General features: G+C 66.0%; 18 protein-coding genes. 10 read left to right on the top strand and 8 right to left on the bottom strand.

Annotated features, from left to right (window positions below; translation table 11 throughout):
- Positions 1–379 (top strand): transposase (locus U9J41_RS11950; protein WP_322402402.1); only part of this gene is annotated, 379 nt, incomplete at its 5' end.
- 78 nt (positions 380–457) lie between these two features.
- On the opposite strand, the gene U9J41_RS11945 is transcribed toward U9J41_RS11950, so the two are convergent.
- Entirely contained in the window at positions 458–955 is a 498-nt protein-coding gene (locus tag U9J41_RS11945; protein ID WP_322402401.1) for a GAF domain-containing protein, read from the bottom strand.
- Positions 956–1,060: 105 nt separating this feature from the next.
- Between U9J41_RS11945 and U9J41_RS11940 the strand changes: the two genes are divergently transcribed.
- Entirely contained in the window at positions 1,061–1,627 is a 567-nt protein-coding gene (locus U9J41_RS11940; RefSeq protein ID WP_322402400.1) for a TetR/AcrR family transcriptional regulator, read from the top strand.
- Between the two features lie 8 nt (positions 1,628–1,635).
- A complete protein-coding gene (locus U9J41_RS11935; protein WP_322402399.1) occupies positions 1,636–2,934 on the top strand; it encodes an MFS transporter in 1,299 nt (432 codons plus the stop codon).
- Positions 2,935–2,952: 18 nt separating this feature from the next.
- Here the strand turns inward: U9J41_RS11935 and U9J41_RS11930 are convergent, their stop codons facing one another.
- Positions 2,953–3,354 carry a winged helix-turn-helix transcriptional regulator gene (locus U9J41_RS11930; RefSeq protein WP_322402398.1) on the bottom strand — a complete coding sequence of 134 codons (402 nt, stop codon included), beginning with the start codon at positions 3,352–3,354 and terminating at the stop codon, positions 2,953–2,955.
- 142 nt (positions 3,355–3,496) lie between these two features.
- Here U9J41_RS11930 and U9J41_RS11925 point away from each other — a divergent pair, with 142 nt between their 5' ends.
- Positions 3,497–4,108, top strand: coding sequence for an NAD(P)-dependent oxidoreductase (locus tag U9J41_RS11925; protein WP_322402397.1), 612 nt, complete (start codon positions 3,497–3,499; stop codon positions 4,106–4,108).
- A gap of 57 nt (positions 4,109–4,165) precedes the next feature.
- Here U9J41_RS11925 and U9J41_RS29345 read toward each other — a convergent pair whose 3' ends face one another.
- Positions 4,166–4,471 (bottom strand): hypothetical protein, encoded by a 306-nt coding sequence (locus tag U9J41_RS29345; protein ID WP_425260343.1) that lies wholly within the window; start codon positions 4,469–4,471, stop codon positions 4,166–4,168.
- 200 nt (positions 4,472–4,671) lie between these two features.
- On the opposite strand from U9J41_RS29345, the gene U9J41_RS11920 reads away from it, so the two are divergent.
- Entirely contained in the window at positions 4,672–5,406 is a 735-nt protein-coding gene (locus U9J41_RS11920; RefSeq protein WP_322402396.1) for an SDR family NAD(P)-dependent oxidoreductase, read from the top strand.
- Between the two features lie 36 nt (positions 5,407–5,442).
- The gene (locus U9J41_RS11915) at positions 5,443–6,042 is read left to right on the top strand and encodes an NADPH-dependent F420 reductase (RefSeq protein ID WP_322402395.1); all 600 of its coding nucleotides are present in this window, start codon (positions 5,443–5,445) and stop codon (positions 6,040–6,042) included.
- 49 nt (positions 6,043–6,091) lie between these two features.
- Here the strand turns inward: U9J41_RS11915 and U9J41_RS11910 are convergent, their stop codons facing one another.
- The 5 genes from U9J41_RS11910 to pgi all read right to left on the bottom strand — a co-directional run bounded on the left by U9J41_RS11910 (position 6,092) and on the right by pgi (position 11,777).
- Complete coding sequence (locus U9J41_RS11910; RefSeq protein ID WP_322402394.1) at positions 6,092–6,679, bottom strand: YdeI/OmpD-associated family protein; 588 nt, start codon at positions 6,677–6,679, stop codon at positions 6,092–6,094.
- On the bottom strand, positions 6,676–7,530 hold the full coding sequence (locus tag U9J41_RS11905) for an SIS domain-containing protein (RefSeq protein ID WP_322402393.1): 855 nt from the start codon (positions 7,528–7,530) through the stop codon (positions 6,676–6,678). Before U9J41_RS11905 ends, U9J41_RS11910 begins: the two co-directional genes overlap by 4 nt.
- Positions 7,531–7,539: 9 nt before the next feature.
- On the bottom strand, positions 7,540–9,009 hold the full coding sequence (zwf, locus tag U9J41_RS11900; protein ID WP_322402392.1) for a glucose-6-phosphate dehydrogenase: 1,470 nt from the start codon (positions 9,007–9,009) through the stop codon (positions 7,540–7,542).
- Positions 9,010–9,229: 220 nt separating this feature from the next.
- Complete coding sequence (locus U9J41_RS11895; protein WP_322402391.1) at positions 9,230–10,126, bottom strand: SMP-30/gluconolactonase/LRE family protein; 897 nt, start codon at positions 10,124–10,126, stop codon at positions 9,230–9,232.
- A 10-nt stretch (positions 10,127–10,136) separates the two neighbouring features.
- Complete coding sequence (pgi, locus tag U9J41_RS11890) at positions 10,137–11,777, bottom strand: glucose-6-phosphate isomerase (protein WP_322402390.1); 1,641 nt, start codon at positions 11,775–11,777, stop codon at positions 10,137–10,139.
- A 314-nt stretch (positions 11,778–12,091) separates the two neighbouring features.
- On the opposite strand from pgi, the gene edd reads away from it, so the two are divergent.
- From edd to U9J41_RS11870, 4 genes are read left to right on the top strand one after another with little or no spacing between them, the layout of a single operon-like run.
- Positions 12,092–14,008: a phosphogluconate dehydratase gene (gene edd, locus U9J41_RS11885; RefSeq protein ID WP_322402389.1), complete on the top strand. Its 1,917-nt coding sequence runs from the start codon at positions 12,092–12,094 to the stop codon at positions 14,006–14,008.
- Positions 14,009–14,037: 29 nt separating this feature from the next.
- A complete protein-coding gene (gene eda / locus U9J41_RS11880) occupies positions 14,038–14,664 on the top strand; it encodes a bifunctional 4-hydroxy-2-oxoglutarate aldolase/2-dehydro-3-deoxy-phosphogluconate aldolase (RefSeq protein WP_322402409.1) in 627 nt (208 codons plus the stop codon).
- Positions 14,665–14,719: 55 nt separating this feature from the next.
- Positions 14,720–14,950, top strand: a complete 231-nt coding sequence (locus U9J41_RS11875; protein WP_322402388.1) for a hypothetical protein — start codon at positions 14,720–14,722, stop codon at positions 14,948–14,950.
- Positions 14,951–14,992: 42 nt separating this feature from the next.
- A complete protein-coding gene (locus U9J41_RS11870) occupies positions 14,993–15,661 on the top strand; it encodes a Rhs element Vgr protein (protein ID WP_322402387.1) in 669 nt (222 codons plus the stop codon).
- Position 15,662 lies beyond the last annotated feature (1 nt).

Raw genomic sequence — 15,662 nt, 5'->3', positions numbered from 1 at the left:
ATTACTGGAGACGATTCCTGGCGTGGGTGGACGAGTATCGAGCAACCTGACGGCGCTGTTTGCCGCTAAAACGTTCGACACTGCCGAACAACTGGCCGCTTATCTTGGCCTGGTGCCGGTACAGTGGGACTCAGGTACGTCGGTGCATAAACGTCCTCGCCTATCCAAGGCTGGCCCATCGCACCTGCGCAAGCTGCTTTACATGCCAGCCGTCGTGGCCCGGCGCTTCAATCCTCACATCAAATCCTTCAGCGAGCGCTTGCTCGCTAAAGGCAAGTCCAAGATGGCCGTGATAGGTGCCTGCATGCGCAAGCTGGCCCACCTGTGCTTTGGTGTTGTGCACTCAGGCAGGCCATATGACCCGAATTACGCCATGTGAGGCTTGACGCGCAAGACGGTATCTACGATGTGTCGATGACGTTTGGTGGACATCCTGTGACCACCGAACGCCGATACATCAACAATCGGTCGCATCCAGGAATGCCGTGACCATTTTTTCCAATCCGGCCTTGTCCTCGTCCGAAAACCGGTTGAGCGACGGGCTGTCGATATCGAACACGCCGACGAGCCGGCCGTCCTTGACGAGCGGGATGACGATTTCCGAGTTCGACGCCGAATCGCACGCGATGTGGCCCGGGAACGCGTGCACGTCCGCCACGACGATGGTCTCGCGCCGGACGGCCGTCGTGCCGCACACGCCGCGGCCGAACGGGATGCGGGCGCAGGCCGGCTTGCCCTGGAACGGGCCGACGAGCAGGTCCTGGCCGTCGCCCGATCTGGCGGGCACGGTGAGATAGAAGCCGGCCCAGTTCAGGTCGGCGAGCGTGTCGTACACGAGCGCCGAGAACTGCGCCGCGTTCGCGGTCAGGTCGCGCTCGCCCTCGAGGATGCTGGCGGCCTGGCGTACCAGCAGGTCGTAGTCGGGACGGGTGCTGCGTTCGGGATTGATGTGCATGGCGGACGGATGCTGCGTTGTCGAAAACACGTATTTTACGGCAGCGTGCGCCGCTGCGCTGGCCGGAAAAATGGATTATGATTGACATCCATATTGGAGGGAATCATGCGAGTCAATCGAATCCAGGCGGAGGAAAACCGCCAGGCCGTCATCGATGCCGCCAGCCGTTTGTTCCGCGAACGGGGCTTCGACGGGGTCGGCCTCGCCGAACTGATGGCCGCGGCCGGCCTCACGCACGGCGCATTCTATAAACAGTTCGAGTCCAAGGACGACCTGATCGCCCAGGCCTGCGACCGCGCGCTGGAAAAAGGCATCGACGGGTGGCGGCGCGCGGCGGCGGACGCGGGGGAGAGCGCCTACGCGGCCCTCGTGCGCCGCTACCTGACACCGGGGCACCGCGGCCGCCCCGGTTCCGGCTGCGTCATCGCCTCGCTCGGCCCGGACGCGGCCCGCCACGGCCCCGGCCTGCCGCGCCACTTCGAGGCGGGCGTCAGGACCTTCGTCGACATCCTCGACGGCGCGCTGCGCAGGAAGAATCCGGACGCGACCCCGGACGACGCGCTCGCCGCCTTCGCCACGATGGTTGGCGCCCTCGTGCTGGCGCGCGCCGTCGAGGACGACGCCTACGCCCACCATATCCTCGACGCGGCCACGGCCCGTCTTCTCGACTAAGGACGCCCATGCTTTCCACATCTGTCGCCCGGTGGATGGGCCGCCGCGGCCTGCACTACGGCTGGCTCGTCGCCGCCATCACCTTCCTGACGGCGCTGTCGTCGTCCGCCGCCCTCGGCCTGCCGGGCGCCCTGCTGAAACCCCTGAGCCATGAATTCGGCTGGAGCGTCGACCAGATCTCGACGGCGCTGGCCGTGCGCTTCGCGCTGTTCGGCCTGATGGGGCCATTCTCCGCCCTGTTGATGGAACGCTTCGGCCTGCGCAACGTGATGGTGACGGCGCTCGCCGTCATCGCGGCCGGTCTCGGTCTCGTGCGCCAGATGACGGACTTCTGGCAGCTCGTGCTGCTGCTCGGCGTGATGCTGGGCCTGGGGTCCGGCATGACGGCCCTCGTGCTCAACGCGGTCGTCGCGAACCGCTGGTTCGAACGGCGCCGGGGCCTCGTGATGGGACTTCTGACCGCCAGCTCGGCGACGGGGCAGCTCGTGTTCCTGCCGGTCGGCACGTGGCTCATCGAACATGGCGGCTGGCGCACGGCGCTGCTGCCGGTGATGGCCAGCTGCGCGCTCGTCGCCGTCCTCGCGCTGCTGTTCGTGCGCGACCATCCGCAGGAACTGGGCCTTGTGCCGTATGGCGGCGACACGTCCGTGCCACCGGTGGTGCCGGCGCGCGCGCCGGTGTCGATCCGCACACCGTTCACCACGCTCGCCAGCGTGCGCGGCGACCGCGTGTTCTGGGTGCTGTTCGGCAGCTTCTTCATCTGCGGCCTGTCGACCAATGGGCTGATCCAGACCCACTTCATTTCGCTGTGCGGCGACGCGGGTCTCGGCGCCGTCCCCGCCGCGTCCGTGCTGGCGATGATGGGCACGTTCGACCTCGTCGGCACGATCCTGTCCGGCTGGCTGTCCGACCGCTACGACAGCCGCTACCTGCTGTGCTGGTACTACGGCGTGCGCGGGCTGTCGCTGGCCTGGCTGCCGTCGGCCGATTTCACGCTGACCGGCCTGTCGCTGTTCGCCATGTTCTATGGTCTCGACTGGATCGCGACCGTGCCCCCGACCGTCCGCCTGGCCGCGCAGGCCTGGGGCAAGCGCGCACCGATGATCTTCGGCTGGGTCTTCGCCGGCCACCAGCTCGGCGCGGCCGTCGCGGCGTACGGCGCGGGCCGCATCCGCACGCTGGCGTTCACGTATTCGCCGGCCGTGTACACGGCGGCCGCGGCGTGCGGCGTCGCGGCGCTGATCGTGCTGGCGGGACGGCGCCGCGTTCCTGCCGCGGCGGCGGTCGCCGAGGGCGCGGTCAACTGAGCGCGGCCGGTCGCGGGATCAGCGCGGCGCGGGGCGCACCGCCTGCGGCGCCGCCCGGTACTCGCGGCGCGCCTCGCACACGAGGCGATGATGCGCGTCGGCCCAGGCGACCAGTCCCTTCATCGGCACGAGGAAGGAGTGGCCCAGCGGCGTGAGGTCGTATTCGACGCGCGGCGGCACTTCCGGATACAGCGTGCGGCGCACGAAGCCGTCTTCTTCCAGGCGCTTGAGGGTCAGCGACAGCATCTGCTTGGAGATGTCGCCCAGTTCGCGCATCAATTCGTTGAAGCGTTTCGTGCCGCCTTCGAGGGCGTCGAGCACGAGGAGGCTCCACTGGTCGCCAATGCGGTCCAGCACGTCGCGGATGGGGCAGGGTTGTTCGAAGCCGCCATTTGCGGCAAGGAGATTCGTTTTGGCCATGGTGTGCGGAGGGTAGCGGTCAGTTCGCACTGACCTGATCACGCCGCGCTGACTTCTTGTGCGGCATGCGCAGGCTAGCATAAGATGCCTCGTCGGTCTCGTTTTTAGACCTGTTCTCAACCACAGACTCAGGGAACCCCCCATGGCACGCATCGCTCTCATCGGCGCCTCCGGCAACGTCGGCACGCGCATCCTGAACGAACTCGTTTCGCGCAACCACCAGGTCACGGCCATCGTCCGCGATCCATCCAAAGTCCCGGCCCGGGCCGGCGTGACCGCGGCCCGCGGCGACGTCGCCGACCCCGCCGGCCTCGCCGCGGTGCTCGAGGGTCACGACGCCGTGATCAGTGCCGTGCGCTTCCTCGACAGCGATCCGAACGCGCTGATCGACGCCGTGCGCGCATCCGGCGTCAAGCGTTATCTCGTCGTCGGCGGCGCCGCCAGCCTGTTCGTCGCGCCGGGCCAGCGCCTGCTCGACCAGCCCGATTTCCCCGCCGCGTACAAGGACGAGGCGACCAGGGGCGCCGCGTTCCTGGACGTGCTGCGCGGCGTGAGCGATCTCGATTGGACGTTCATCTCGCCGTCGGCGATGTTCGTGCCGGGCGAGCGCACCGGCAAATTCCGCCTCGCGCAGGACGAGCTGCTGGTGAGCGAGAAGGGCAGCACGATCTCGTATGAGGACTATGCCGTCGCGCTGGTCGACGAGATCGAGAAGCCGGCGCATGTGCGCCAGCGGTTCACGGTCGGGTATTGAGATCGACCGCGGCGGCTATTTGATACGGCCGGGCTGGCGCTTCCAGCCCGGCCGGTTCTACCGCATCGATGCATGACAAGCAGGGCAGGGATGAGCAGGTTTGACGGCGTGATCGTATGCTGCTGAACGTGAACGGGAGGTGTAACTGCCACTGTCTTCAAATAGTCGATGAGCCATCTGCCTGCCGGCCCCGGTGGGCCCGACGCCTGGTGGCAGGCGGAAATGGCAAACGCCGTTCCGGCGCGGCACGGTCGAGAGAATGCCCAGGCCGCACCGGCCATCCAGACTCCCCATCCACCCGCTCACTGCCGACTGAACGCGATCGAGCGTTCTCGCCGAGGCGGAAACACTTCCCTCATCCACAGCGGCAATAACGGTCCTGAGCTGGTCCAGGGGGGGGCGCCATCGAGCATGTATCTTCCCATCTCAAAAATAGATAGATCACATCTCAATATACCGTCTTCTCGTGATCGGCTCCAGTCGTCATCATTCAGGTCGAACAGCACGCGTTGGCACGCGTCGGCTGCTTATCGATCGAAACGATTCAAGGAAGAATGCACGACATGAACAGACTGCATGGAAAGACTGCCGTCGTCACCGGCGGCGCAACCGGCATCGGCCGCGCGGCGGCCAAGCGTTTCATCGAGGAGGGCGCCTTCGTCTTCATCTTCGGCCGCCGGCGCGAAGCGCTCGACGCGGCCGTGGCCGACCTCGGACCGAATGCCCGCGCGGTAACGGGCTCGGTCTCCGATCTGGACGATCTCGACCGGCTGTACGCGGCGGTGAAGACCGAGCGCGGCACCCTCGACATCGTCTTCGCCAATGCGGGGGCGGGAAGCCAGCTTCCGCTCGGCCAGATCACCGCCGCGCACATCGACGACATCTTCGACACCAATGTGAAGGGTACGATCTTCACGGTCCAGAAGGCGCTGCCGCTGATGGGCGCCGGCGGTTCGATCATCCTGACCGGTTCGAGCGCCGGCACCACGGGCGCCCCTGCGTTCAGCGCCTACAGCGCGAGCAAGGCCGCGGTGCGCAACCTCGCGCGGACCTGGGCGGAGGACCTGAAGGGCACCGGTATCCGGGTCAACGTGCTGTCGCCGGGGCCGACCGCGACCGAACTGGCGAAGGAAGCGCTGGGCGCGGAAGGCATGAAGATCTTCGCCGCGCTGACGCCGCTCAAGCGCATGGCCGATCCGGCGGAGATCGGCGCGGCGGCCGCCTTCCTGGCGTCGCAGGACAGCAGTTTCATGACCGGCAGCGAGGTCGCCGTCGACGGCGGCCTCGCGCAAATCTGACGCGCCTTCATGGCGTGATACACCCAAGGAGAATATATGAGCTACGCAATTATCGGTTTCGGCAAGATCGGCCACGCGCTGGCCAAGGCGTTCGCGCGCAAGAACATTGACGTGTCGGTCGCGACCACGCGTGACCCGGAAAGCTTTGCGTCCGATGCGGCCGCGATCGGACCCGGGGTCATTCCCAAAAAGCTGGAGGATGCCGTCAAGGCGGACGTCATCTTTTTGGCGGTCGGTTTCGGAGCGCACCCGGACGTCGCGAAGGCGCTCCCCAACTGGCAGGGGAAGACCATCGTCGATGTGACCAATGCCTATGGCGTGCCCCCGGAGGAACTGGGAGGCATGCCTTCTTCCCGGTTCGTTGCGCAGGCTTTCAACGGCGGGCGACTGGTCAAAGGCTTCAACCATCTGGGCGCGACCGTCCTCGGGCAGGATCCGGCCGTGCATGGTGGACGGCGCGTCGTGTTCCTGGCGAGCGACGATGACGGCGCCGCAACCGGGATTGCTTCGCTTGCGGAAGATCTCGGTTTCGCACCGGTCAAACTGGGCGCGCTGTCGGAAGGGGGACAGCTGGTGCAGGCGCGCGGAAACAGCTGGGGTCAACTGATCTTCAAGGACCTGGTCAAGTTCGACTGATGAACCGTGGTCGCCGGCGTAGATTGCCTTGACGGCTTTAAAGAACTTGTCAGGTGTTCTTCGCTGGCGTCCACTCGTCGAGCCGGCGCCCCTCCGCGCACGCGGCGATCAGCCGGTCGAGCCGCGCGGCCCGGGTCTCCGGCTTCTTCGCGCTCGTCACGACGTGCAGCATGCGCTTGCGGTAACCGGGCGGGCACGCTTCGAAATACGCCCACGCGGCCTTGTGGCGCTTGAAGCGGGCGAGGTCCGCGGGTTCCAGTTCGGCGGGCGTTGCGCGCTCGTGCGAATACACGCGCGAGCGGTCTTCCGAGCGCAGGGCGAACGCCGCTTCGCCCGCCTGTGTCATCAGCCCGAGTTCGCGCAGCCGCGCGACCTTGTCGATGTTCACCGCGCTCCAGATCGAGCCGGCTTTTCTCGGCGTGAAGCGGATCGTGTAGGTATCGGCGTCCACGCCCTTGCGCACGCCGTCGATCCAGCCGAAGCACAGCGCCTGGTCGACCGAGTCGGACCAGCGCATGCATGGCTTGCCCGTGCCGACCTTGTGAAAGCCGACGAGCAGCTCGCGCGCCTCGTGCGCGTGCGCGGCGAGCCAGGCGCGAAACGCCGCGGCGTCCTCGAAGAAGACCGGGGCGGTCATCCGATGAAGGAATCGAACTGCAGGTCGAATTCCTGCAAGGCCTTCTGCGCGTTCTGCATCTTCTTGCGGAATTCCGGCCCGCGCTGCAGCGCGAGGCCGACCGCCAGCACATCGATCACGACGAGGTAGGCGAGGCGCGCGGAGATCGGCGTGTACGGGTCGATCGCGAACACGAGGTCGATGGGAATCAGCAGACTCGCCATGTCCGCGAGCGGCGTGCCGGACGGCGCCAGCACGATCACTTCGGCGCCGCCGCGGCGCGCCAGTTTCGCGGAGCGCGTGAGCGACGGGTTGTTGCCGCGCTGGGAGATCGCGACGAGCGCATCGCCTTCGCGCAGCAGCGCGGCCGCGATGGCGTGGATCGCCGGGTCGGTATAGGCGACGGTCGGCACGCCGGAGCGGAAGAATTTATGCTGCGCGTCGGCGGCGACGAAGCCCGATGTACCCTGGCCGTAGAACTCGATCTTGTTGGCGCGCGACAGGATGTCGAGCGCCTTCTGGATCAGTTCCGGTTTCAGGTTGTTGCGCAGGTCGAGCAGCGTGTTGATCGAGCGGCTGCAGATCTTGTTGACGAGGTCCGCGGCCAGGTCGTCCTGCGCCGGCTGTTCGGTCGCGCCGGGCAGCGCGAGCGCGAGGCCTTGCGCGAGCTTCAGCTTGAACTCGTGCCAGCCGTCGTAGCCGAGCGTGCGGCAGAAGCGCACGACGGTCGGCTCGGACACTTGCGCGCTGCGCGCCAGCGCCGTGATGTTCTGGCTCACGGTGGCGCTGGGCGCGGCCAGCACGGCGAGCGCCACCTTGCGCTCGGACTTCGACAGCGAGTCGAGCTGGGTACGGATCGAATCGAGCAGCACGGTGCGTCCTCAGTCTTCCGGCAGCGCCTCTTCGCGCCACTGCAGGCCGTCGCGGCCGATCAGTGCGGAAGAGGAGGCCGGGCCCCACGTGCCCGAGGTGTACGGGACCGGCGTCGTGTCGTCCTGTTCCCAGTATTCGAGGATCGGCTCGACCCATTCCCACGCGGCTTCCAGCTCGTCGCCGCGCATGAACAGCGTGAGCTGGCCGCGCAGGACGTCCAGCAGCAGGCGCTCGTACGCTTCCATGCGCGGGGACTTGAACTGTTCGCGGAAGTCGAGTTCGAGCTCGGCCTGCTTCAGGCGCATGGAGTCGCCCGGCGTCTTGGCCATCAGGTTCATCGACAGGCCTTCATCCGGCTGCAGGCGGATCACGAGGCTGTTCGGCTGGAAGCTCGACGTCGGCTGGTTGAAGATCGAGTGCGGGATCGGCTTGAAGCGCACGACGATCTCCGCCAGGCGGTCGGCCATGCGCTTGCCGGTGCGCAGGTAGAACGGCACGCCGGCCCAGCGCCACGTGTCGATTTCGGCCTTCATCGCGACGAAGGTTTCGGTCTTCGACTGCTTCGGCGCACCCGGTTCGTCGCGGTAGCCCGGCACCGCCTGGCCGTCGACGTAACCCGAACGGTACTGGCCGCGCACGATGTTCTGCGACAGCGTCGTCGGCGTGAAGCGCTTCAGCGAGCGCAGCACCTGCAGCTTGGCGTCGCGCACGGCGTCCGGCGCGATCGACGTCGGCGGTTCCATCGCGACGATGCACAGCAGCTGCAGCAGGTGGTTCTGCAGCATGTCGCGCAGGGCGCCCGAGTTGTCGTAGTAGCCGAGGCGGTTGCCGACGCCGATCTTTTCCGCGATGGTGATCTGCACGTCCGAGATCCATTCGCGGCGCCACAGCGGCTCGAACAGGATGTTACCGAAGCGCAGGGCCAGCAGGTTCTGCACGGTTTCCTTGCCGAGGTAGTGGTCGATCCGGTAGATCTGCGATTCGGCGAAGACCTTGCCGACGTCGGCATTGATCTGCTTGGCCGATGCGAGATCGCGGCCCAGCGGTTTTTCCAGCACGACGCGCGAATCCGGCGTCGCCAGGCCCACGGCGGCCAGGTTCTCGCAGATCTGCGCGAACAGCTGGGGCGGCGTGGCGAGGTAGTAGACGCGCGTGATGCCGGCATCCTGGCGCAGCGCCTCGACGAGCCCCGCGTAGGTCGCCACATTGCCCGCATCGACGGCGACATAGGTGATGCGGTTCAGGAAGGCCTGCCACGCGGCGGCATCGACGTTTTCTTTCACGTGCGGTTTCGCATGGGTCTCGACCATGTCGATGAACGCTTCCTGCGACATGGCATCGCGGCCGACGCAGATGATGCGCGCCGTCGCGGGCAGGTCGTTGCACACGTCACGGGCATACATCGCCGGCAACAGCTTGCGCATCGCGAGGTCGCCGCTGCCGCCGAAGAAAACGAGATCGAAATCGGAAAGAGCCATGGTGTCTGTCGAGGAATGAAATGCTGTAAATTTACTACACGATTATTGATTGCGCAAGAAAATTTACTACGTAAAACGAGGCTTGGGATTATGGTGCCACATCCATGCGGGGATGGGCGCGAGGGAAAAATGATAACGATGTGCGAACGTTTGGCGGGCTCGGGGAGCCCGCCAAACGGCTACGAACCTGGCAGGGTGGGCACCCGTGCCCACGCGAACATCAGCCGCGGTATTCGGCCTGCTCGACACCGGGAACATCCACGGCAAAGGCGAGCACCTTGCCGCTGTGCGGATACTTCGCCAGCTCGTCGTTCGAGCGGCCCTTGCTGGCGCTGGTGACGTACAGCGTGCGCAGGTCCGGCCCGCCGAACGCGACCGACGTCGGGCAGCGCACCGGCAGTTCGATTTCCTGCAGCAGCTCGCCCGTCGGCGACAGCTTGACGATGCGGCCGCCTTCGTACATCGCGGACCAGTAATTGCCCTCGCTGTCCACGGCCGCGCCGTCCGGACGGCCGCCGTAGTCGGCCGCCTTCTTGTCGTCCGCGAAGGTCACGAGGTTGCGGCGGTTCGAGGCCGTCCCCGTCTTGATGTCGTAGTCGTAGGCGTCGACGCGGTGGCTGGTCGTGTCCGAGTGGTACATCGTCCTGCCGTCCGGGCTGAATCCCAGGCCGTTCGAGTTCGTCATGCCGCCGGACCAGGCCAGGCGCAGCGCGCCCTTGTCCAGCACGTACATCTCGGCCTTCGGCTGGTCGCGCGGCTCGTACATCGTGCCGACCCAGAAGCGGCCGGCGGGATCGACGCGGCCGTCGTTGAAACGCACGATCGTCGTGTCGTACGGCGCGGGCGCGATGTCCGAGAGTTCGCCCGTCGTCGTGTTCAGGTAGACGAAGCCGGCGCGCGTGGACAGCACGAGGTTGTTGTCCTGGTCGACCGCGATGGCGGAGGGTTCGGTGGCCGTGTTCCAGCGCGAGTACTTGCCGCTCGACGGATGCAGGCGGTGCACCGACTTGCCGTCGATGTCGACCCAGTACAGCGCGGATTCGATCGCATGCCAGACGGCCGATTCGCCGACCAGCATCGCCTCGTCATGCACGATGTGGAATTTTTCGCTCTTCATGGAACGCTCCTCAGACGGCGGCCTTGGCGCGCGCGATCAGGCCGTTGGTCGAGCCGTCGTGCTGTGCCGGCTGCGCGGCGCCGTTCAGTTCCGCCTCGATCTTCTTGGCCAGCACCTTGCCCAGTTCGACGCCCCACTGGTCGAAGCTGTTCACGTCCCACAGCGCGCCCTGCGCGAACGTCTTGTGCTCGTACAGCGCGATCAGGGCGCCCAGCGTGGCCGGCGTCAGGTACTCCATCAGGATCGTGTTGCTCGGACGGTTGCCGGGGAAGGTCTTGTGCGGCACGAGGCGCTCGATCTCGGCCGGGTCCTGTCCTGCCAGATCCTGGCGTACCTCGTCCGCCGTCTTGCCCTTCATGAAGGCTTCCGACTGCGCGAAGCAGTTGGCGAGCAGCGCGGCGTGGTGGTTCTGGAATTCGTGCGCCGGACGCAGCGCGGCGATGAAATCCATCGGCGTGACGTCCGTGCCCTGGTGCAGCAGCTGGAAGTAGGCGTGCTGGCCGTTCGTGCCGACGTCGCCCCAGATCACGGGGCCGGTCGCATAGTCGGTGATGGTGTCGCCGGCGCGCGTGACGCGCTTGCCGTTGCTTTCCATGTCGAGCTGCTGCAGGTAGGCGGGGAAGCGGTTCAGGTCCTGGTGGTAGGGCGCGATCGACACCGACGGGCAGCCCAGGAATTCGCGGTTCCAGAGGCCGACGAGGGCGAGGATCATCGGCAGGTTCTGCTCGATGGGCGCGGTGCGGAAGTGCTCGTCCATGGCGTGCGCGCCCGCGAGGAAGTCGGCGAAATAGCCGTAGCCGACGCACAGCGCGACCGGCAGGCCGATCGCCGACCAGACGGAATAGCGGCCGCCGACCCAGTCCCAGAACGGGAACATATTGTCCGGATCGATGCCGAACTTCTTGATCGCTTCGACGTTGGTCGAGACCGCGACGAAGTGCTTCGCCAGCGCCTGTTCCGGTGCGTGCTTGAGGAACCACGCGCGCGCCGTGTTCGCGTTCATCATGGTCTCGGCCGTGGTGAACGTCTTGGACGCGATGATGAACAGCGTCGTTTCGGGATTCACGCGCGACAGCGCCGCGTCCATGTCGTGGCCGTCAACGTTGGAGACGAAGTGCATGCGCAAGCGTGGATGCGCGAACTGGCGCAGCGCCAGGCAGACCATCTTCGGGCCGAGGTCGGAACCGCCGATGCCGATGTTGACGATGTCCGTGATTTCCTTGCCGGTGTGGCCGAGCCACTGGCCGTTGCGCACGGCGTCGCTGAACGTCCTGATGCGCGCGAGTACGGCGTGCACGTCGGCGGTGATGTCCTGGCCGTCCACCGTGATCTGCTTGTCCTGCGGCGCGCGCAGCGCGGTGTGCAGGACGGCGCGGTTTTCCGTCAGGTTGATCTTGTCGCCGGCGAACATGGCGTCGCGCAGGCGCTCGACGCCGCGCTCGCGCGCGAGGCTTGCCAGCAGTGCAAGCGTGCGCCCGTCCAGGCGGTTTTTTGAATAGTCTAGGAACAACCCGGCCGCTTCGGCCGACAGGCGCTCGAAGCGCTGCGGGTCTTGCGCGAACAGGTCGCGCATCTGCCATTGTTTCGCGTCGGCGGCGTGGTTCCGGAGGGCCTGGTAACTGGCGGTGCTGGTCAGGGATGGTTGGCGCATGGTGATGGACGTGGGACGGTATGATGTCATTTTGTGCAGGTTATCGAATCATACAGGAAGCAGGCGTAAATTCACTACACAAATCCGTCGTGCCGCCGCGGCGTGGATGGGCATAAGTCGGTTGGGCGCGTGGGCGCGGGGTGCCCACCCTACCGCAGCGCATCCACCGGCGGCGGCCGTGGGGTGGCCACCCTGTGCCAACGCGTGGCGCGTGCGGACACGCGGCATTCATCTCCCCGAATGCGAACGAACAACGAGCGGTAATCCGAATTTCGTAGTAAAATTTCAGAAATCCAATTCACAAGGAACAGATCATGGCGCTGCACCCCGTAGTAGAACAGGTCACCAACCGGATCATCAAGCGTAGCCGGCCTTCGCGCCAGGCCTACCTGGCGCATCTCGATGCGGCGCGCGTGAAGGGCGTGCAGCGCAGCGTGCTGGCGTGTACCAACCTGGCGCACGGGTTCGCCGCGTTCCCGGCCAACGACAAGCTCAAGCTGCGCGAGGCCAAGCAGCCGTCGGTCGCCATCGTCTCCTCGTACAACGACATGCTGTCGGCGCACCAGCCGTTCGAAGCCTATCCCAAGGTCATCAAGGACGCCGTGCGTGAAGTCGGCGCCGTGGCCCAGTTCGCCGGCGGCGTGCCCGCCATGTGCGATGGCGTCACGCAGGGCCAGCCGGGCATGGAGCTGTCGCTGTTCTCGCGCGACACCATCGCCATGTCGACGGCCATCGCGCTGTCGCACAATATGTTCGACGCCAGCCTGTATCTCGGCATCTGCGACAAGATCGTGCCGGGCCTCCTGATCGGCGCGCTGCACTTCGGCCATATCCCGGGCATCTTCGTGCCGGGTGGCCCGATGGCGACCGGTATCTCGAACAAGGAAAAGGCCGCCGTGCGCCAGCGTTATGCGAAGGGCGAGGCCACGCGCGAGGAACTGCTGGAAGGCGAAGCCAAGGCTTACCACAGCGCCGGCACCTGCACGTTCTACGGCACCGCCAACAGCAACCAGATGCTGATGGAGATGATGGGCCTGCACCTGCCGGGCGCCGCGTTCGTCCATCCGGACACGCCGCTGCGCGAGGCGCTGACCCGTGCCGCGGCCCAGCATGCCGTCAAGATCTCGCAGCAGGGCGGCGAGTACATGCCGATCGGTCACATCGTCGACGAAAAGAGCATCGTCAACGCCATCGTCGCGCTGCACGCGACGGGCGGCTCGACGAACCACACCTTGCACCTCGTCGCGATCGCGCGCGCGGCCGGCATCGTGATCGACTGGAACGACTTCGATGAACTGTCGAAGGTCGTGCCGTCGCTGACGCGCGTGTACCCGAACGGCGACGCCGACGTGAACTACTTCCAGGCCGCGGGCGGCCCGACCTTCGTCATCCGCGAACTGCTGGACGCCGGCCTCGCGCACGACGACGTCAACACCATCCTCGGCCGCGGCCTGCGCAACCACTGCAAGGAACCGTTCCTCGACGGCGACAAGGTCGTCTGGCGCGACCTGCCGGAACAGAGCGGCGACGAGACCGTGCTGCGCAAGCACACGAACCCGTTCAGCGACAACGGCGGCATGGTGCTCGTGCAGGGCAACCTGGGCCGCGCGGTGATGAAGATCTCGGCCGTCAAGAAGGAACACCACGTCGTCGAAGCACCGGCCCTGACGTTCGATTCGCAGGAAGATTTCATGCACGCCTACAAGGCCGGCAAGCTGAATCGCGACTTCGTCGCCGTGATCCGCTTCCAGGGCCCGCGCGCCAACGGCATGCCGGAACTGCACGCGCTGACGCCGGCGCTGGCGAACCTGCAGGACAGCGGCTTCCACGTCGCGATGGTCACCGACGGCCGCATGTCGGGCGCGTCGGGCAAGGTGCCGGCCGCGATCCACGTGTCGCCGGAAATCCTGGCCGGCGGTCCGCTGGGCCTGGTGCGCGACGGCGACATCATCCGCGTCGACGCGACGCAAGGCTCGCTCGACGCGCTGGTGCCGCAAGACGTGTGGGCCGCGCGCAAGATGGCGACCGCCGACCTGAGCTCCGGCCACATCGGCATGGGCCGCGAGCTGTTCGACGTGTTCCGCAAATCGGTCAGCGCGGCGGAAGAGGGCGCCGCCCACTTCCCGCTGCCGTCGCCGATCGATACGACCGTTCCCCTGCACGAAGGCACCGACAGCGGTGAGATCATGCCGGGTTCCGATGAAGACTTCCTGTTCCGCAAATCCAAATAAGGTAAGTGAGCACAACGATGAGTAACGATATGACCCTGCTGGACATCATGAAATCGGCCGTCGTGATCCCCGTGATCGCGATCGACGATCCGGACCATGCGGTCCCCCTCGCCAAGGCGCTCGTCGCCGGCGGCATCCGCGTGCTCGAAGTCACGCTGCGCACCAAGCACGGCCTGGAGGCGATCCGCGCGATGGCCCAGGTGGAAGGCGCGATCGTCGGCGTCGGCACCCTGACGCAGCCGGAAGAACTCGCCGCGTCGCGCGACGCGGGCGCCGTGTTCGGCGTGTCGCCGGGCCTGACCCCGGCCCTGATCGAGGCGGCCAGGAAGAGCGGCCTGCCGATGCTGCCGGGCTGCATGACCCCGTCCGAAGTGATGGTGGCGCGCGAAGCCGGCTTCAAGCAGCTGAAACTGTTCCCGGCCGTGCCGGCGGGCGGCGTCGGCATGCTGAAGGCGCTGGGCGGTCCGCTGGCGGACATCACGTTCTGCCCGACGGGCGGCATCTCGATCGAGACCGCGCCGCAATTCCTCGCGCTGAAGAACGTCGCGTGCGTGGGCGGCTCCTGGCTGACCCCGGCCGACGCGATGAAGGCCGGCGACTGGGGCCGGATCACCGAACTGGCCAAGTCCGCGGCGGCCCTCGGCAAGGCAGCCTGAGCCTTACCGAATGCGGCGGCGCCTGCTCCGGGGCCTGACCCCGGGCGAAATACGCATGGCGTCGCTGCTGTTCGGCGGCGCCATCGATTGCGCGCGCGTGCACGTGCACGGGCGCCGCTACCTGCCGCTGGTGCAGCCGAAAAACTGCGCCATGACGCCCAACGGCAGCATCTATTTCCACCCCTCCCGCTTCCTGCCCGACTATGCCGCGGGCGATCCGCACACCATCCACTGGTTCATGCACGAGATGGTGCACGTGTGGCGCTCTGCACGCCGAGTGGCTTGATCTGGCTGGGTCGTGTCATCGTCACTGATGTACGATGCATGAATGGACGTGGAAATCAAAGTTTATACGCCGGGAACACGCGACAGCCTGCGTTACGGACCACAGCGCTCTCGCCCGCTCACTTCGGGCGAAATAGCAATGGCAGCGTTGATGTTCGGTACATCAATCGACTATAAGCGTGTGCGCATCCATGCCCGCCGTTACATGCCGTTTCAACCGAAAAACTGCTGCATGACGCCCAACGGTAGCATGTACTTTCACTGGTCCTGTTTCCTTCCTGACTATACGCGTGGCGATCCGCCAGTAGTGCATTGGTTCCTTCACGAAATGGCGCATGTTTGGCAGCATCAACTTGGATACGCGGTGCGCCTGCGGGGCGCGGTGCGCATCGGGCTGTTCTACGACTACGATCTGGCACCGGGTAGGACGCTTGCCGACTTTAACATGGAGGCGCAGGGCGATTTACTGGCCGATTACTTCGTACTCAAGTATCTGCGGTCGCCTAAGTCTATTCGTCAGCGACGCTACGCGTGCAGCCTGCCGCTGTACGAAGAAGTATTGGCTGGCTTTCTTGCTGATCCAGCCAGCGTGGCGAATCTGCCTCGAGATTATGGTCGCTGTCTGTTGTATCTGAAGCGCCTAGCGAGACGCAGGGGTAGTCCAGACACCTTCTTATCTCGGCCCAATAAGAAATCAGGTGATCCTGGCTGAA

The sequence above is a fragment of the Massilia luteola genome (genome assembly GCF_034420155.1).
In the GTDB taxonomy this organism is placed as follows: Bacteria; Pseudomonadota; Gammaproteobacteria; order Burkholderiales; family Burkholderiaceae_D; genus Telluria; species Telluria luteola.
This window is presented reverse-complemented; position numbering and strand designations above follow the sequence as displayed.